The sequence below is a fragment of the Bradyrhizobium sp. B120 genome (assembly GCF_049075665.1).
Classification (GTDB): Bacteria; Pseudomonadota; Alphaproteobacteria; order Rhizobiales; family Xanthobacteraceae; genus Bradyrhizobium.
This window is the reverse complement of the sequence record NZ_CP185242.1, coordinates 7,730,913-7,748,272: the sequence shown is the minus strand read 5'-3', so window position 1 is coordinate 7,748,272 and position 17,360 is coordinate 7,730,913. Positions and strand designations below refer to the sequence as shown.

At 65.8% G+C, this 17,360-nt stretch carries 17 protein-coding genes; 7 read left to right on the top strand and 10 right to left on the bottom strand.

The window, feature by feature from the left end; all coding sequences use genetic code 11:
• Positions 1-6: 6 nt before the first annotated feature.
• Entirely contained in the window at positions 7-2,919 is a 2,913-nt protein-coding gene (uvrB, locus tag ACOIX3_RS36100; protein ID WP_420966783.1) for an excinuclease ABC subunit UvrB, read from the bottom strand.
• A 290-nt stretch (positions 2,920-3,209) separates the two neighbouring features.
• On the opposite strand from uvrB, the gene ACOIX3_RS36095 reads away from it, so the two are divergent.
• Complete coding sequence (locus tag ACOIX3_RS36095; protein WP_420966782.1) at positions 3,210-4,424, top strand: hypothetical protein; 1,215 nt, start codon at positions 3,210-3,212, stop codon at positions 4,422-4,424.
• 66 nt (positions 4,425-4,490) lie between these two features.
• Here ACOIX3_RS36095 and ACOIX3_RS36090 read toward each other — a convergent pair whose 3' ends face one another.
• From ACOIX3_RS36090 to ACOIX3_RS36075, 4 genes are all read right to left on the bottom strand, one after another.
• The gene (locus ACOIX3_RS36090; RefSeq protein WP_420831769.1) at positions 4,491-4,697 is read right to left on the bottom strand and encodes a hypothetical protein; all 207 of its coding nucleotides are present in this window, start codon (positions 4,695-4,697) and stop codon (positions 4,491-4,493) included.
• Positions 4,694-4,918 carry a hypothetical protein gene (locus tag ACOIX3_RS36085; protein WP_097673115.1) on the bottom strand — a complete coding sequence of 75 codons (225 nt, stop codon included), beginning with the start codon at positions 4,916-4,918 and terminating at the stop codon, positions 4,694-4,696. Before ACOIX3_RS36085 ends, ACOIX3_RS36090 begins: the two co-directional genes overlap by 4 nt.
• Before the next feature lie 153 nt (positions 4,919-5,071).
• Positions 5,072-6,292: an NAD(P)-binding domain-containing protein gene (locus tag ACOIX3_RS36080; RefSeq protein WP_420966781.1), complete on the bottom strand. Its 1,221-nt coding sequence runs from the start codon at positions 6,290-6,292 to the stop codon at positions 5,072-5,074.
• Positions 6,285-7,187, bottom strand: a complete 903-nt coding sequence (locus tag ACOIX3_RS36075; RefSeq protein WP_420966780.1) for a LysR substrate-binding domain-containing protein — start codon at positions 7,185-7,187, stop codon at positions 6,285-6,287. Before ACOIX3_RS36075 ends, ACOIX3_RS36080 begins: the two co-directional genes overlap by 8 nt.
• 111 nt (positions 7,188-7,298) lie before the next feature.
• On the opposite strand from ACOIX3_RS36075, the gene ACOIX3_RS36070 reads away from it, so the two are divergent.
• A complete protein-coding gene (locus ACOIX3_RS36070; RefSeq protein ID WP_420966779.1) occupies positions 7,299-7,532 on the top strand; it encodes a hypothetical protein in 234 nt (77 codons plus the stop codon).
• Between the two features lie 19 nt (positions 7,533-7,551).
• On the opposite strand, the gene ACOIX3_RS36065 is transcribed toward ACOIX3_RS36070, so the two are convergent.
• Together ACOIX3_RS36065 and ACOIX3_RS36060 are read right to left on the bottom strand one after the other, a co-directional pair.
• On the bottom strand, positions 7,552-8,187 hold the full coding sequence (locus ACOIX3_RS36065; protein ID WP_420966778.1) for an SCO family protein: 636 nt from the start codon (positions 8,185-8,187) through the stop codon (positions 7,552-7,554).
• A complete protein-coding gene (locus ACOIX3_RS36060; RefSeq protein ID WP_420966777.1) occupies positions 8,184-9,299 on the bottom strand; it encodes an MBL fold metallo-hydrolase in 1,116 nt (371 codons plus the stop codon). The genes ACOIX3_RS36065 and ACOIX3_RS36060 overlap by 4 nt, the downstream gene beginning before the upstream one ends.
• A gap of 220 nt (positions 9,300-9,519) precedes the next feature.
• Here ACOIX3_RS36060 and ACOIX3_RS36055 point away from each other — a divergent pair, with 220 nt between their 5' ends.
• Positions 9,520-10,227 carry a glutathione binding-like protein gene (locus tag ACOIX3_RS36055; protein ID WP_420966776.1) on the top strand — a complete coding sequence of 236 codons (708 nt, stop codon included), beginning with the start codon at positions 9,520-9,522 and terminating at the stop codon, positions 10,225-10,227.
• Between the two features lie 151 nt (positions 10,228-10,378).
• Here the strand turns inward: ACOIX3_RS36055 and ACOIX3_RS36050 are convergent, their stop codons facing one another.
• Complete coding sequence (locus ACOIX3_RS36050; RefSeq protein ID WP_420966775.1) at positions 10,379-11,170, bottom strand: crotonase/enoyl-CoA hydratase family protein; 792 nt, start codon at positions 11,168-11,170, stop codon at positions 10,379-10,381.
• 89 nt (positions 11,171-11,259) lie between these two features.
• On the opposite strand from ACOIX3_RS36050, the gene ACOIX3_RS36045 reads away from it, so the two are divergent.
• Together ACOIX3_RS36045 and ACOIX3_RS36040 are read left to right on the top strand one after the other, a co-directional pair.
• Positions 11,260-11,856: a TetR/AcrR family transcriptional regulator gene (locus ACOIX3_RS36045; RefSeq protein ID WP_420966774.1), complete on the top strand. Its 597-nt coding sequence runs from the start codon at positions 11,260-11,262 to the stop codon at positions 11,854-11,856.
• 272 nt (positions 11,857-12,128) lie between these two features.
• The gene (locus ACOIX3_RS36040; protein ID WP_420966773.1) at positions 12,129-12,383 is read left to right on the top strand and encodes a hypothetical protein; all 255 of its coding nucleotides are present in this window, start codon (positions 12,129-12,131) and stop codon (positions 12,381-12,383) included.
• Positions 12,384-12,435: 52 nt separating this feature from the next.
• Here the strand turns inward: ACOIX3_RS36040 and ACOIX3_RS36035 are convergent, their stop codons facing one another.
• The gene (locus ACOIX3_RS36035; protein ID WP_420966772.1) at positions 12,436-13,110 is read right to left on the bottom strand and encodes an HAD family hydrolase; all 675 of its coding nucleotides are present in this window, start codon (positions 13,108-13,110) and stop codon (positions 12,436-12,438) included.
• A gap of 315 nt (positions 13,111-13,425) precedes the next feature.
• On the opposite strand from ACOIX3_RS36035, the gene ACOIX3_RS36030 reads away from it, so the two are divergent.
• Both ACOIX3_RS36030 and ACOIX3_RS36025 read left to right on the top strand, forming a co-directional pair.
• On the top strand, positions 13,426-15,003 hold the full coding sequence (locus tag ACOIX3_RS36030; RefSeq protein WP_420966771.1) for a DUF1800 family protein: 1,578 nt from the start codon (positions 13,426-13,428) through the stop codon (positions 15,001-15,003).
• Positions 15,000-16,229 (top strand): DUF1501 domain-containing protein, encoded by a 1,230-nt coding sequence (locus ACOIX3_RS36025; RefSeq protein ID WP_420966770.1) that lies wholly within the window; start codon positions 15,000-15,002, stop codon positions 16,227-16,229. Before ACOIX3_RS36030 ends, ACOIX3_RS36025 begins: the two co-directional genes overlap by 4 nt.
• A 162-nt stretch (positions 16,230-16,391) precedes the next feature.
• Here the strand turns inward: ACOIX3_RS36025 and ACOIX3_RS36020 are convergent, their stop codons facing one another.
• Positions 16,392-17,330: an aldo/keto reductase gene (locus ACOIX3_RS36020; RefSeq protein ID WP_420966769.1), complete on the bottom strand. Its 939-nt coding sequence runs from the start codon at positions 17,328-17,330 to the stop codon at positions 16,392-16,394.
• Between the last annotated feature and the right edge of the window lie 30 nt (positions 17,331-17,360).

The following is a 17,360-nucleotide window of genomic DNA, read 5'->3' as shown; positions in this document are numbered from 1 at the left end:
TCCTCCTCAGCGCTTCTTCCACCCGCCGCGCTTGCCCGGCGCACCACCGCTGCTCCGCGGCGCTGGCCCGAACTCCGGCCCTGATTGTCGCGAGTCGTTCGGCTGGATGATGCGGCTCGTCGTGCCGAACGGCTTCGCCGGCAGTGCGCCGCTCGGGCGGAAGGGCAGCGATTCCGGGCCGTGCATCTCGTCGAGGTCGGGCTTGTGCACCCGCGATCCGGACTTGCCGCCGCGGCTCGCCTTGAGCGAGGTCTGTGCGATCTTGTTCTTGAGCGCGGCGACCGGCAGGTTGGCGGCATCGCCGTATTTCCGGGTGCCGGCATAGGCGCCGGCCTGCTTCTGCACGTTGCGCTGCTTGGCGGTGGGATCGTCGACCACGGCCATCTCGGTGGCGCGCAGCCGTTTGACCTCGTCGCGCAGCCGCGCGGCTTCCTCGAAGTTCAGGTCGGCGGCGGCCTCGCGCATCCGCGTTTCGAGGTCGCTCAGGACGGCCTCGAAATTATGCCCGATCGAGATCACGTCGTCGGCCATGCCGCCGTCGCCGATCTCGACCAGCACATGGTCGCGCTCGTAGACGGAGTTGAGGATGTCGCCGATCGACTTCTTCACGCTCTCCGGCGTGATGCCATGTTCAGTATTATACTCAACCTGCTTCTCGCGGCGGCGGTTGGTCTCGGCGATGGCGCGCTCCATCGAGCCGGTCATCTGATCGGCATAGAGGATCACCTTGCCGTCGACGTTGCGCGCGGCGCGGCCGATGGTCTGGATCAAGGACGTTTCGCTGCGCAGAAAGCCTTCCTTGTCGGCGTCGAGGATCGCGACCAGCGCGCATTCGGGAATATCGAGGCCCTCGCGCAGCAAATTGATGCCGACCAGCGCGTCGAATGCACCGAGCCTGAGATCCCGGATGATCTCGATGCGCTCGATGGTGTCGATGTCGGAGTGCATGTAGCGGACGCGGATGCCCTGCTCATGCAGATATTCGGTGAGGTCCTCCGCCATGCGCTTGGTCAGCACCGTGATCAGCGAGCGATAGCCGGCCTGCGCGGTCGCGCGGACTTCGCCGACGAGATCGTCGACCTGGGTGCGGGCGGGGCGAATGTTGACAGGAGGATCAATCAGCCCGGTCGGGCGGATCACCTGCTCGACGAATACGCCGCCGCTTTCGTTGATCTCCCAGCCGCTCGGCGTCGCCGACACCGCGACCGTCTGCGGCCGCATCATGTCCCATTCCTCGAAGCGCAGCGGGCGGTTGTCCATGCAGGAGGGCAGCCGGAAGCCGTATTCGGCCAAGGTCGCCTTGCGGCGGAAGTCGCCGCGGAACATGCCGCCGATCTGCGGCACGGTGACGTGGCTTTCGTCGGCGAACACCAGCGCGTTGTCGGGGACGTATTCGAACAGCGTCGGCGGCGGCTCGCCGGGGCGGCGCCCGGTGAGGTAGCGCGAATAGTTCTCGATGCCGGCGCAGCTTCCGGTCGCCTCCATCATCTCGAGATCGAAGGTGGTGCGCTGCTCCAGCCGCTGCGCCTCCAGCAGCCGGCCCTGGTCGTTGAGCTGGTCGAGCCGCATCTTCAATTCTGATTTGATCGACTTGATCGCCTGCACCAGCGTCGGGCGCGGCGTCACATAGTGCGAATTGGCGTACATCTTGATGAATTCGAGCTCGTCCTGCTTGTGGCCGGTGAGCGGATCGAACTCCTCGATGGTCTCGATGGTGTCGCCGAACAGGTTCACCCGCCAGGCGCGGTCCTCGTAGTGCGCCGGGAAGATGTCGATGACGTCGCCGCGGACCCGGAAGGTGCCGCGGGTGAAGTCGGCCTGGGTGCGCTTGTATTGCAGCGCGACCAGGTCGGCGATCAGCTGCCGCTGGTCGATGCGCTCGCCCTTCTTCAGCGCGAAGGTCATCGCGGTGTAGGTCTCGACCGAGCCGATACCGTAGATGCAGGACACCGAAGCAACGATGATGACGTCGTCGCGCTCGAGCAGCGCACGCGTCGCCGAGTGGCGCATGCGGTCGATCTGCTCGTTGATCGAGGAATCTTTCTCGATGTAGGTGTCGGTGCGCGGCACGTAGGCTTCCGGCTGGTAGTAGTCGTAATAGCTGACGAAATACTCGACCGCGTTGTCGGGGAAGAAGCTCTTGAACTCGCCATAGAGCTGCGCGGCCAGCGTCTTGTTCGGCGCCAGGATCAGCGCCGGGCGCTGGGTCGCCTCGATCACCTTGGCCATGGTGTAGGTCTTGCCCGAGCCGGTGACGCCGAGCAGCACCTGGGTGCGGTCGTTGCGCCCGATGCCCTCGACCAGTTCGGCGATCGCGGTCGGCTGGTCGCCCTTGGGCTCGTAGGACGACTTGATCTCGAACCGCACGCCGCCTTCGGATTTCTCCGGGCGCGGTGGCCGGTGCGGGGTCCACACCCGCATCGAACCGTCATCCTTGCGGAACTCGGGACGGCCGTCGCGGATCAGGTTTTCCAGCGCGTCGGCGGTCGCCTTGACGCCGAGCGCCTCCATCTTGCTGCGCGGCGGACGGGCGAGCGCTTCGTCGTCGTCCTCGGCGGTCGGCAGGCCGAGCTGCCGCGCCAGTTCCGGATCGAGCGTCGGAATAGTGGCCGAGGTGCCGTAATTGGCCTGCGGGGCTTCCTCGAGGCCGGACGCGTCGCGCCTGGCGACGTCCTCGCTGGTCTCGCGCGTCGACGCCCGCGCGCGATGCGCCGCAGCCTCGCCGCCGGCGCGACGGTCCCAGGAATTGTCCGGCGGCGGCTGCAGGCCGGTGCCCGAACCCATGCCGGCATCGCCGCGATTGATCGCGGGATTGAGCAGCTCAGCCAGCGCCGGTCCGATCGGTTGGACCTCGGGCCGGTGTGCTTTGGATTTCGGGGATTTGCCGGGCTTTTTCGGAGTGCCTGATGTCTTCGCCATGGCCGGAATATGGGACGAGTCCGGCAGCGAGAAAAGGGCAATCGACGGCCGGATTGGCGCACAGGCGAGGCTGCTGACAGCAGGGTGTCAGCAGGCCGGGCGGCAGGCCCGGAGGGGACGACCCGTGCCTGAAACGCAGCGGCGGGAGCGCGATTGACGGAACCGAAGGTTGTGGAAAATCCGGAGGTAGTTGCGGCATTCCTCCGCAACCCTCTCGCGAATCAAGCCGGCGCATGACGTGATCCGCGCGCTGGTTTGATTTTTTTCATGACGCTTTTCCGGGGGCCAAGATGTTTTTGAAGGCCGCAAGCCGCCTTGTCGCGGTTGCCGTCGCGATATCGATGCTGATCGGCTGCGCTGAAATTGATCGCAGGGGCGGGACCGTCGCAGAAATGGAGGACTACGTCCTCTTCGCAGCCCACACCAAGAGTCACCGCCTGTTCCGGTCATATCTGCTGATCGGCGTTCTCCTGGCGGCGGCCAGACAAGGCGGTCACAACGAGGCCGATGTGGCGGCGATCGAGGGCAATTTGAAGTCCGCGCTCGCCGTGGCGTTTGAAGCCTACGATTGCCTCTATCAGGACGCCGCCGGCGCTCCTTCTGCCTGGATCAAGATCGCGACCCAGGTCAACAACGCCAACAGCCCAATCGGCACGTTTGAAGCGGTCAATTTTGTCGCTCCCGCCATTTGCCAGTTCTTTGACGAGAAGATGGCGCGGCTTGACTACGCGCTGTACCGCCTGGCGCTGAGCTCGCTCTTCAACGAGAAAACCAGTGTGCAACTCGCGTCCATCCGCGACAAGCTGGTTGGTGAAGTGCCGGTCCTGTCTGCATCGGCGAAGGCAGCCATCTTCGGGGCGAGGGCGGTCAATCAAGCGACGACGATCGTCGACGATCTCCTGAACCTCAGCTTTTCAAGCCTGGGACCGGTGCTCACGCTGCTGCCGCTCTATCGCGACTCCCTTGAAATGAACATGTGGGTCATCGTCGACACGCTGACGCGATCTTGCGCGGATCCCAAGCCGTTGCTGAAGGACATCGTCCTGCTCGAGGATGGAACGCCCGCACCAAGCTTCGCTCTGGACTGTCAGACCAAGGCGTACGCGTCCTACATCCTGAACTACGGCAACGGTGATCTGCGCACCTGGCGCAACTTCGTGTTTCACATGAACTACGTCGGGATGGGGATCGAGGCCTACGCACCGCACTTTGTGCTGGTTTCGCGGTTGATCTGGCGGTCTTGCAACAATCTTCTCAAGCAGTCGGATTGTACCGACGTGTTGACCAAGGCTGTCGCGCAGGCCGCTGGAGAAGCGATACTCGTGAAGGTGAATGAGGGAAATCGCATCTACAGCGCATCGGTGCGCATTCCGTCGCGGCTTGTACGACGGCCGCCCGCTGCGCCGACCGAGACGTCCGGGGCTCCGAAGGTGATCGCTGCTCCGCCCCGCGAGCCGGAATCGACTGGTTCGGTTGGTCAGCCGAATGCCGCACCCGCTCGCTAACATCACGGTCGGACGGCTGGCTTGGACCGGGACGCTCGGCAAAGCGATATCCAGCAACCCGGTGCGTCAGGCCCGCGGCAGGTCGACGATGTCGAGATGGATCCCGCCGCAGCCGTCACAGCGCATGGTCCAGTATTCGGCGGCGCGGCCGGGAATGACGCGCAGCAGCGAAAGCCGGGCGGCGCATTCCGGGCAACTGGTTCTGACCTGCGCCGGCCAGACCGGATCCGGCTCGCATTGCGGGACGACGGCGACCACGACGTTGCCGGTCACGCCGATGGCATTGTCATGCCATACCGTTGTGGGAACCGGTCGATAGTCCGCTTCGCGTCGTCGATCGCCGCATCCGGATCGGACCACGCAAAGCCGATGTCGAGCATCGGAAACGGCATGCCATCGATGACGACCGGCCTTTGATCGACCCGTTGAATCCTGGCGTGCCATTGCCCCTTCCCCACCTCGAAAGATTTGATCTCAAAACCGCTGTAAATCATCGCGACCTCGAAATGCCCCTTCTCATAGGAAGCACGGGCGCAAGACGCCCAATGTGAACCAGATCACAAATCGCGCGGTTTATTTCCGACGGGGCAAAGGAGTTCCATCATTTTGTTTTGACGCGGTTTCTTCCGGCGAACCGTACCGACGCGCTAGCCGCGGGCGGCGATGTGATCGGCGAGCACGGCCGCGTCGTCGCCGACGCCTGACAGGAACGAGGATTTCATCTTCGACAGCCATTGCAGGCCGAGAAAATACAGGCCCGGCACGTCGGAGACGCCGTGGCGGTGTCGTGGTGCTCCATCGGCGTCCAGCACCGGTATGTCGATCCAGTTCAGATCGAGCCCATAGCCGGTGGCCCAGATCACGCTGCTGATCCGCTCCGTGCCCAGATCGATGGTGCGCAGCGGCGCAGTGAGGGCCGGCGGATCGGGCAGGCGGACGCGCGCCAAGGGATCGTCGGGATGCTCGAGGCCGCGCGCCGCGACGAAATCGTCGACGATCCCGAGAAATGTCGCGTAGTAGGCGTCGCCATTGGCGATGTCGGTGGCGAGATCGGGTGCGATCTCGAGCACGCCGTCGCGCGCCGCCGTCACGCGGCCGAGCAGTGTCACGCCATCGGCGGCGAAGCGGCGGAAATCGATGGTGTGGCCGCCATGGGCGCCCGAGATCACCGGCAGCAGGCGTGACGGGCCGCGCTGCTCGACCGACGTCTGGTCGACGCCCATCTCGGCCAGCCACCAGATCAGGTCGCGGCCGCGATAGCGGCGCGGCAGGCGGTTGTGACGCCCGACCGAGAGGAAGACCTTGCGGCCGGCGCGCACCAACTCGTCGGTGATCTGCGCGCCCGAGGCGCCGGCACCGATCACCAGCACCGCACCGTCAGGCAATTGCGCGGGATTCTTGTAATCGCTGGCGTGAACCTGAAACAGGCCGGGGCGCTCGCGCAGCATGTCGGGCCGCAGCGGCCGCTGGTAGGGGCCGGTGGCGACGACGACGTTGCGGGCGGCGACGCTGCCGCCGGCAATCTCGGCGAGGAAGCCGTCGGCGTCGCGGCGCAGTTTAGTCACTTCGACGCCGCAGCGGATCGGCGGCGCGACGAAGGCGGCGTAGTCCTCGATGAAGGCGATGATGGATGCGGTGTCCGAGAAGCCGTCGGGATCGCTGTGCGGAAACGCAAACTCCGGCAGCCGCACCGACCAGTTCGGAAACTGGAACATCAGGCCGTCCCAGCGTTCGCTGCGCCAGCGCTCGGCGATCCGTCGCCGCTCCAGCACCAGATGGGCAATGCCGCGCTGCTTCAGCCGGTGGCTAATGGTGAGCCCGGCCTGGCCGCCGCCGATCACCAGCGTGTCGATGGTCTCGTCAGGCATTGCGCGCTCCCTTGCGGCGGGCGGCTGGTTCCGCGGCGGCGCGGATGATCCAGCGCCGGAACGCGGCGAAATCGCGTTGCTCGGTGTGGAAGCCGCGATAGACCAGATACCAGCGCATGCCCTTAGGCACGCTGAGCGCAAATGGCGCCACCAGCCGGCCGGCGGCGAGATCGTCATCGATATACGGCCGGATGCCCATCGCGATCCCGAGTCCGTCGCTCGCTGCCTGCAGCGCCTGGCCGTAAAACTGGAATTCGGGCCCGCGCGCCGTCAGGCGCGGCACGCCCGCGGCCTTCAGCCAGGACGGCCAGTCGTCGGGCGAATGCGCGACGCGGATCAGACTCGGCCCTTTCAGGTCGGCGGGACGCTTGAGGGTGTTGGCGAGCCGCGCGGTGCATACCGGCATCAGGTCGGCGGCGAACAGCGGCTCGGCGACGAGCCCCGGCCACTGGCCGTCACCGAGCTGGATCCCGCAGCTCCAGTCGTCGGCGAACGGCACCGCCATGCCGCCGGTCGTGATCCGCACCTCGATGTCGGGCTCGGCTTTGCGGAACTCGGCGAGGTGCGGGATCATCCATTTCATCGCAAACGTCGGGCCGACGCCGACCGTCAGCACGCGCGCGCTCGCGGACGCCGTGACTTGCGCGGTGAGGCTCGCCAGCGCGTCGAAGATCGGCGTCAGCCCGCCTTGATAGGCGCGGCCGGCCGGTGTGGTGACGAGGCGATTGGCTTTGCGCTCGAACAGCGCGACGCCAAGCCGCTCTTCCAGGAGATGCACCATCCGGCTGATCGCGGCGGCCGAGACGTTGAGCTCGCTGCCTGCGGCGGCGAAGCTGCCGGTCCGCGCCGCGGCCTCGAACGCCTTGATGCCGTTGAGAAAGAGCAGCCGCCGCATGAACCCTCAGGAAAACTGATGCAAGGGCAAGATAACTCAGTTTGCCGGCAGAGGCCAAGCAGCGCAGAAATATTGCAGACGACAATCCCTGCTGACCCCGGCGAGGACCACATGACTGAGACCTCAGACGCCCTGGTGCTCGATCTCGTGGAATGGGTCGCGCGCGAGCCGCGGCCCTATGCCGAGGTGCTCGAGGTCTGGCGCACCTCATGCCCGCGGCTGACGATCTGGGAAGACGCGGTCGACCGCGGCTATGTCGCCCGCCGTCCCTCGATCGAGGGCATGCGGGTGATGGTGACGGAAACCGGCGAGACATTTCTGCGCGCGCATGGGCGGATGCATTGAGGCGCCGCCGAGCGCGTCATCAGCGCGCCGGCGCGGCGAGCCGTGGCCGGATGATTTCGACCATGCGGTCGGCCGACGTGCCCGGCGGGAAGAACCCGAGATAATTGCCGTCGCGGTCCATCAGATAGATGTAGGCGGTGTGGTCGACCGTGTAGTCGCCGGCGTCCTTGAGCGGCACGCGGGCATAGTAGACCTTGTAGGCATCGGCGACCTTGCGGATCGCATCAAAGCTGCCGGTCAGCCCGATCAGCCTTGGGTGAAACAGCGGCACGTACTCCGCGAGATGCGCAGCGCTGTCGCGCTCGGGATCGACCGTGATGAAGATCGGCTGCACCTGATCGCCGTCAGGGCCGAGCTTGTCGAGGGCGAGCGCGATCGCCTGCAGATCGGTCGGGCAGACGTCGGGGCAGTAGGTGAAGCCGAAATAGACCAGCATCAGCTTGCCGCGGAAATCAGCGTCGGTACGCGCATGGCCGGCCTGATCGGTCAGCGCGAACGGGCCGCCGACCGGCTCCCTGTTCCACATCAGGATGTCCATGATCTCGGCGGCCGAGCGCGTCGATTGCTGTGGCGCATCGCCGGCCAGTGCGGACGCCAACGTCAGCCACAGGCCGGCGCCGGCGCATGCAATGGCGCGGAGGATCGGCGCGATCATATGCCGAAGGAGAGGCGGCTGCCGGTCGTCGTGACCAGCACCTTGTCGCCCATCTGCGCGGTCGCCTCCTGCACGAAGTTGAGCCCGGAGCAATGCATCGGGATCAGCACGTCGGGGTCGAGTTTCTTGATCTCGGCCACCACCTCGGTGAGGTAGTCCTTCGGCGCCGGTCCGAGATGGAAGCCGCCGACGATCGCGTGCACCTTCTGGATGCCCGAGACCTCCTGCGCCTGCTTTACCGAATTGACGATGCCGACATGGCCGCAGGACGAGATCACGACCAGGCCGAAATCCTTCACGTTGAAGCAGGTGGCGTGCTCGTGGATGTGCTCGTCGGGCACGATCTTGCCGTCCAGCTCGGCCGGCAGATAGTGGCTGGCGTTGCAGCCGAGCCCGTCCTTGATGCCGAACTCGACCCAGGTCTGCGGCAGCACGCGCTCGATGCTGCGGCGGGTGATCTTGCCCGTCGTGAACGCGTGGCCGGCGATTACGGTCGGCGTCTCGCACAGCACCGTGGTGACGCGTTGGGCTGCGAGTTGGCGGCGATCCAGCGTGCCGAAATCGGTGAACTGGCCCTTGGTCGGCGTCGCGTTGACGCGGTGGCAGAAATTATCCTCGCCGCCGGCATAGAGCTTCACGTCGGCCGGGAGCTTGTCGCGAAATTTGTCGAGGAAGCCGTTGAGGCCGCCGAAATGATCGTAATGGCCGTGACTCACGATCAGCGCGTCGAGCTTCGCCGGGTCGACGCCGACGAGCTCCATGTTGTTGAGCAGCACCTCGGGCGTGTAGCCGTAATCCAGCATCAGGGTGCGCTGGCTGCCTGCGGCCTCCGATTCCAGCCACAACGACAGGCCCCATTCATTGTGCAGCGATTTGCGGAAATCGGCGCCGCGTGCCGCCGGCGCGATCGAGACGCCGTGCGCCTGCTTCGGCCGCAGGAACAGGTCGAAGCTGGAATCGACCAGCACGCGGATCGACAGCTTATCGACGGTCGGCACCGCGATCGGTGCCGCGCTCGCGATCTCGACGCAGGAAAATGCGCCCGCGGCCGCCGCGCCGGCGATCGCCGCCGTGCCTTTCAGGAAATCACGCCGTGCCAAATCCCGCGTCATCACAATCTCCAATGTTCTGAAAAATTTTCAATACGAACCGTACGGAGCCTAGGAGCAATCGGGGCGCGGCTCAATCGCGCGCTTGCGTCGTTTGCAGATCACATTCGCGCGCGGTGCAATGCGCGCGCCATTGACTTGGATGCGGTTATGCGCGCAAGTTCATGCATTCGCATCTTTCTCGTGATGCGTCAGCAATCCCCGGAAATGCAGGATCACGCCCATGATTGATCTCCACTACTGGTCCACGCCGAACGGTCACAAGATCACGATGTTCCTCGAAGAGACCGGCCTGGAATACAAGGTCTTCCCGGTGAACATCGGCAAGGGCGATCAGTTCAAGGCTGATTTCCTGCAGGTCGCGCCGAACAACCGCATCCCGGCCATCGTCGATCACGCGCCGAAGGGCGGCGGCAAGCCGATCTCCCTGTTCGAATCCGGCGCGATCCTGCTCTATCTCGCCGAGAAGACCGGAACATTCCTGCCCGAGGATCTCTACGGCCGCTATGACGCGATCCAGTGGACCTTCTGGCAGATGGGCGGGCTCGGACCGATGGCCGGGCAGAACCATCATTTCCGCAACTACGCGGTCGAGAAGCTGCCTTACGCGATCGATCGCTATGTCAACGAGACCAACCGGCTGTACGGTGTGCTCAACAAGCGGCTCGCCGACCGCGAATTCATCGCCGGCGACTATTCGATCGCCGACATGGCGAGCTATCCCTGGGTCGTGCCGTACAAGAACCAGGGCCAGGAGATCGACGACTTCCCGCATCTGAAGCGCTGGCTGGAGACGATCGGCAAACGCCCGGCGACCGAGCGCGCCTATGCCAAGGCGAAGGAGGTCAACCCGAATTTCGGCCAGCCCGCGATCCGCACCGAGGAAGAGCGCAAGCTGCTGTTCGGGCAGACCGCGGCGGTGGTGCGGTAGGGCGCGGCTCCCGTCAGTGCGAGGAGCGAAGCGACGAAGCAATCCATCTTTCCGCGCATGCGGGTCGATGGATTGCTTCGCGGAGCCTGTCATCCGGCGGCGCTTCGCGCCGACCGGGTGGCTCGCAATGACGGATGTGGGACCAGCGCAGTCACGCCCCGACATACTTCGCCGGCCGCCGCTCCTTCCACGCGGCGAGCCCCTCGGCGAGATCGCGGCTCGGCACCAGCGCGGCGAACTGCTCGCTCTCGACCAGCAGTCCTTCCGCAATCGGCATATTCAGCCCGCGCGTCACCGCGGTGATGGTGCCGGCCACCGCACCGAGCGAATGCCTGGTGATGCGGCCGGCGAGCTCGCGCGCGGCGGTCAGCAATTGATCGTGCGGCACGATCCGGTTGATCAGCCCGATCTCGCGTGCGTGCTCGGGCGGGAACGGATCGCCGGCCAATAACAGTTCGAGCCCGCGCTTGCGTCCGGCCAGCCGCGGCAGCCGCTGTGTGCCGCCGAAGGTCGGGGGCATGCCGAGCTTGATCTCGGGCTTTGCAAACAGCGCGCGGTCGCTGGCAATGGCGAGATGCACGGCCTCGGTGATCTCGCAGCCGCCGCCGAAGGCGAGCCCGTTGACCGCGGCGATGACCGGCTTCTTGAACGCCTCCAGCCGCGCGGTCATGGCCTGGCCGCGGCGGACGAAGTCGCGCACCGCGACGGCGGCGCCCTGCTTGACGCTTTCCGAAAATTCCTTGATGTCGGCGCCCGCCGAGAACGCCCGCTCGCCGGCGCCGGTCAGGATGACGGCGCGCACACGGGCGTCGCCCTCGATGCGGTCGAGCGCCGCCATCAGCTGGTCGATCAGCTGGTAATTGAGCGCGTTGAGCTGCGCGGGGCGGTTCAGGGTGATCAGGGCGATCCCGTCGTCGATCGCGAGCAGGATGGGGTCGGGCATGGCGCAGTCTCCGGCATGGGTGTTCGTGGGACCGAACCTAGAGGCTGGCGGAATTTGTGTATATTCACTGGTAAGTATACATACGACGGATGCCCAGACCCTCAGAACCCACCCGCGAGCGCATCGTCCAGGCGGCGAATTCGCTGTTCTACAGCGAAGGCATCCGCCGCGTCAGCGTCGACGAGGTCGCCGCCAAGGCCGGCCTCACCAAGCGCACGCTGTATTATCACTTCAAGAGCAAGGACGACCTCGTCGCCGCCTATCTTGCCGCGCGCGACCAGCCCAACCTTGCGCTGTTCCGAAAGTGGTTCGCGGAGGCCGAGGGCGGCGTGCCGGTGAAGGTCGAGGCGATCTTCAAGAACCTCGCGCGCTCGGCGCGGCATCCGAAATGGAAAGGCTGCGGCTTCCTGCGCACCTCCGCCGAGCTTGCCAACATGCCCGGCCATCCCGCGATCCGGATCGGCGCCGCGCACAAGAAGAAGTTCGAGGACTGGCTGCGCGCGACCTTCGCCGAGCAGGGCATTGCCGATCCGCTGAAATTGGCGCGGCAGATCCTGCTGCTGCTCGACGGTTCATTCGCCGTCGTGCTGCTGCATCGCGACGCGAGCTACATGGAAACCGCGGGCGAGGCCGCGCGCACGCTGATCGAGACGGCGACGACGAAGCCGAGGCGTAAGCGGGGTTAGGCGTTTACCCACAAAGGCCGTGTCCGCTTCGCTCCGAAACGGACATGGATTCCGATCGGAGTGCACGGCGGCCTTTGGCCGGACGTGGACTTGCCAGCATAGCTAAGGATGCTGTGCTGATCGCCGTGAGCCTCCGTTCGTGCGCTTGACTAACATTCAGTGAAGATAGCGTGCCGAAAGGTCGTCGGATATCGATTGGTTTCGCAACCTCTGTTTGCCATACGACTGAAATGCGCCAGAGTTAGCGGTCGCGACTGCCAGGATTGGTTGACATGACGCCTTCCGTCTGGGTGTACGTACTCATTTTTCTCGGGCCGAGTATCGCACTTGTGCTGCTGATCGACCAAGCGTGGATTTTTATAGCGCGCAGGCGCGGGAATCATGAGGCCGTCCCGCCCATGGGTAAAAGGATGATGCTTATCGCGACTGTCGTAGGAGGTTTCGTGCTGCTCTGTACAGGGATTGTAATGGTGATCGAGGAAGTGCGAGCATTCATCCATGCCATAAACAGCCCCGTTCATTGGTGAGCATCTTTTGAGGGCAAAGCAACTCTGTTGCCGGCACTCGCAGGGATGACGGTTAGAGCGCGCCGCGCTCCTGCAGCAGCGCCAGCACCGCATTGAGATCCGGCAGCACGGCTGCGCATTTCGCGCGGGTCTCGTCGGTCGGCGGCGCCATGTCGGGCACCATCAGCGTGATGGCGCCGGCGGCGTGGGCGGCCGTGACGCCGTGGTTGGAATCTTCCACGGCGATGCAGGCCGCCGGCATCACGTCGAGCCGCGCGGCTGCCTTGAGATAGAGCTCCGGGTCCGGCTTGCCGTGCGTCACGTCGTCGAGCGTCAGCAGCGTGTCGAAGCGATCGCGGATGCCGGCGAGCGTGAGATGACGCTCGGCCGTGCGGCGGGATGACGAGGTCACGATCGCGGTCCGGCAGTAGGCGGCGGCAAGGCCGTCGAGCAGCGCGAGCGTGCCGGGCTTGAGCGGCAGGCCGGCGTCAAACATGCGATCACGGGTGACGATGAAGGCGCGATTGACCTCGGCGAGCGGGAACGCCGCGCCGTAGCGATCGCGCAGCATCGCCTCGCAGACCGGGCCGGGAAGCCCAACCATGGAATGGCACAGCGCGACGGCGCCGTCGGTGTAGCCGGATGCATTGAGCGCCGCGACCAGGCTGTCGAAGTAGACTTTCTCGGTGTCGAGCAGCGTACCGTCCATGTCGAGCAGGACGGCGTCGATGGTCCAGGGTGCGTTCACTTGGCGCCCGCCGCTATCTGCTGTGCCGCGAGTTTCCGCAGGCATGTGGGGCACAGGCAGTCGCCGCTATCGGCCGGCATCGGCAGGCGGAAGCTCTCGTCGGAACACCAGCACGATCCTGTGAGCGAGCAGGAAAATTCGCTGCCGCATGCCGCGCAGGCAAGCCGGCGCGGTGAGGCTTGTTCGGAACGATCGTGTGACGAGAGGTCCATTCTAACCGCGATTTAATGCGCGAATTAATCTCGGGTTCATCCCGGAGCGCGCTATGATGCCGGGCAACAGATATAGCCGGGATAGGCCGTTAAGGGAATTCCGATGGCCCGTGATTCGCAAGCCGCGCTGATTGCTCTCAACCGGTTTGGATTTGGCGCCCGCGGCGGGGCGGCCGGCGACTTCATCAACGCGGCCTCCGATCCACGCGGTTTCGTGCTGGCGGAGCTGGCGCGTCCGAACAGCGCGCTGCTCGAAGTGCCGGGCCTGCTCTCGACGCCGGAGCTCGGCAAGCAGGTGTTCGACTATCAGTTCGAGATCCAGCAGGCGCGCAACGCCGCGAAAGCCGCGCAGCAAGGCGCGAGCGAGACGCCGCCGCAGGACGCGAAGGGGCAACAGCGGCGCAATCTGTCGCTGTCGACGGCCGCCAAGGAGATCGCCGGAAAGGATCCGGCGATGCAGCCGCAGGCCGCCGACAGCGCCAATGCGGCGATGACGCCGTCCGCGACGATGCAGCCTCCGACGATGCAGACGGTGGCCGGTCCGCCCAAGCCGCCGGCGCAGCCGCTCAACATCATCCAGAAGACGTTTCGCGCCGAGGCGCTGGCGCGGCTGCAACGTGGCGTGGTCGCCGATTGCGGTTTCGTCGAGCGGCTCGTGGTGTTCTGGTCCAACCACTTCTGCATCTCCGCCAACAAGGGCGCGCTGGCGCGGATGTGGGCCGGCTCGTTCGAACGCGAGGCGATCCGCCCGCATGTGCTCGGCCGCTTCGGTGACATGCTGAAGACTGTCGAGCAGCATCCGGCGATGCTGTTCTTCCTCGACAACCAGCAATCGCTCGGGCCGGAGTCGCGCGCCGGCATCAACCGCAATCGCGGCCTGAATGAAAACCTCGCGCGCGAAATCATGGAGCTGCATACGCTCGGCGTCGGCGGCGGCTATACCCAGGACGACGTGACGGCGCTGGCGCGCGTCATCACCGGCTGGACCTTTGCCGGCCGCCGCGGCCAGCTCGGTGCGCCCGGCAGCTTCGTGTTCAACGCCAATGCGCATCAGCCCGGGCCGCAGCAGGTGCTGGGCAAGACCTACGCGCAGGCCGGTCTCGCGCAGGGCGAGGCGGTGCTGTCGGATATCGCGCGGCATCCCTCGACCGCGAAATTCATCGCGAGCAAGTTCGCCCGTCATTTCGTTGCCGACGATCCGCCGCCGGCGCTGGTGGCGAAGCTGCAGGACACCTTCACCAGGACCGACGGCGATCTCAGGGCGCTGGCCACCGCGCTCGTTCAGTCGAACGAGGCGTGGCAGGCGCCACTGACGAAAATGCGCTCGCCTTACGAATTCCTGCTCGCCTCCGGCCGGCTGCTGGCGCGCAATCCGGAGGACCCGGGCCGCTATCTCAATGGTCTTAATTTGCTCGGCCAGCCGCTGTGGTCGCCGGCCGGGCCGAACGGTTTTCCGGATACCGCCGCAGCCTGGGCCGCGCCTGAAGGCATCAAGCTCAGGCTCGACATCTCGGCGCAGCTCGGCTCCCAGCTCGCCGATCGGTTCGATCCGCGCGACCTGCTCGAATTGATCGCGGCGGATGCTGCGTCGGTCGAGACGCGGCGCACCATCGAGCGTGCGGAATCGCGGCAGCAGGCGCTGGCGCTGCTGCTGATGTCGCCGGAATTCCAGAGGAGATGATCATGGATTGCTCCGAGAGCCTGATGATGCAGGCGACGTCGCGGCGCGCGCTGCTGCTCGGCGGCGCCTCCTTTGCCGCCTGGGCCTATTTGCCGAAATTCGCGCGGGCGGCCGACGGCCGCGATCCGCGCTTCGTCACCATCATCCTGCGTGGTGCGCTCGATGGCCTTGCCACCGTAGCCCCGATCGGCGACCCCGATTATGCCGGCCTGCACGGCGCGATCGCGCTGAAGGCCGATGGGCCCAACGCGGCGGTGATGCTCGATCCGTTCTTCGGCCTGCACCCGGCGATGCCGGAATTCGCGCGGATGTATCGCGCCAAGCAGGCCGCGGTGGTTCATGCGGTCGCGACCTCCTATCGCGATCGCTCGCATTTCGACGGCCAGGATGTGCTGGAGAGCGGTTTCCCCGGTCCTGGCCGGGTGCAGTCCGGCTGGCTCAATCGCGCGCTGGAGGCATTGCCGAAGGGCGAGCGGGTGACGAGCGCGCTCGCGGTCGGTCCGACCACGCCGCTGGTGCTGCGCGGCGCGGCGCCGACCGTCGGCTGGGCGCCGACCGCGCTGCCACAGGCCGCCGACGACACCGCGATGCGGCTGCTCGATCTCTACCAGCACCGCGATCCGACGCTGGCGAGCGCGCTGACGCAAGGCTTGCAGCTCGAGAAGCAGGCGCAGGGCAACGAGATGAAGCCGCAGCCCGGCGGTGGCGGCGTCGCGGCGATGCGGCTGGTGGCGCGCGGCGCCGCCAAGCTGATGGCGGCGGATGACGGCCCGCGGATCGGCGCGCTCGCTTTCGATGGCTGGGATACCCATGCCAACGAAGGCGGCCCGGTTGGCCGGCTCGCGCAACTGCTCGGCGGTCTCGACGGCGCGCTCGCGGAATTCCAGAGCGGCTTAGGTGCGCGTTGGCGCGACACCGTGATCGTGGTCGCCACCGAGTTCGGCCGCACCGCGCGCATCAACGGCACCGAGGGCACCGACCACGGCACCGGCACCATCGCGCTGCTCGCCGGCGGCGCGGTGAACGGCGGCCGGATGATCACCGATTGGCCGGGGCTGAAGCAGGCCAATCTCTACCAGGCCCGCGACCTCGCCCCGACCACCGACCTGCGCGCCGTGATCAAGGGCGTGCTGCACGACCAGTTCGGCCTCGGCGAGCGCGTGCTGGCCGATGCCGTGTTCCCGGACAGCGCTCCGGTGAAGCCGATGAAGGGGTTGGTTACTTAAAGCGTGTGTCCCAACCACGCTGTCGTCCCGGCCAAGCGAAGCGCGAGCCGGGACCCATAACCACCGTTACGAGTTGCTGGAGCGCGCTGGGGCCCCAGCGCAGCATCACCCCCAAACATTTGTGGTTATGGGTCCCTGCTTTCGCAGGGACGACAGCGAGGACTACTTCGTAATCCGATCGATCTCCGCCATCTCCTCCGCACTCAGCTTCCAGCTGATCGCTTTCACGTTCTGCTCGATCTGCTCGGGACGCGTCGCGCCGGCGATGACGCTTGCGACTTGCGGGCGGGCGGCGAGCCAGGAGAAGGCGAGCTCCAGCATGGTGTGGCCGCGCTCCTGTGCAAAGGCCTGCAGCTGCTCGACGATATCCTCGTTGCGCGGCGTGACGTAGCGATCCTTCAGGGCCGGTGCCTTGGCGAAGCGGGTATCGGCGGGCGCAGCAGTGCCGCGCTGGTACTTGCCGGTCAGAAGACCGCTGGCGAGTGGGAAGAACGGCAGCAGGCCGAGATTGTATTGCTGCGCCGCCGGCAACAGGTCCTTCTCGATGCCGCGCACCACGAGGCTGTATTCGTCCTGGCAGGACACGAAGCGATTCACGTTCAGCTCGCGCGCGACGTATTCCGCCTCCGCGATCCGCCATGCCGGGAAGTTGGAGTTGCCGATGTAGCGAACCTTGCCCTGGCGCACGAGATCGTCGAGCGCGCGCAGCGTCTCGTCGATCGGGGTCAGCGGATCATAATCGTGCTGCTGGTAGAGATCGATGTAGTCGGTCTTCAGGCGGGTGAGGCTCGCTTCGACCGCGGACATGATGTAGCGCCGCGAGGCGCCCTGTTTGGTGCCGTCGGTCGCCATCGGCTTGGAGAATTTGGTCGCGAGCACGATGTCCTTGCGGCGATCGCCCAGCACGGTGCCGAGCACGGTCTCCGAGCCGCCCATGCCCGCATAGATGTCGGCGGTGTCGAACAGGGTGATGCCGAGATCGATCGCCTTGTGGATCACCTTGCGCGAGGTTTCCAGATCGGTGCGCTGGCCGAAATTGTTGCAGCCGATGCCGACCGCGGACACGCGGAGGCCGGAGCCGCCGAGATTACGAATTTCCATGAGACAATCCTGTGGGATAGGCGAGGGATG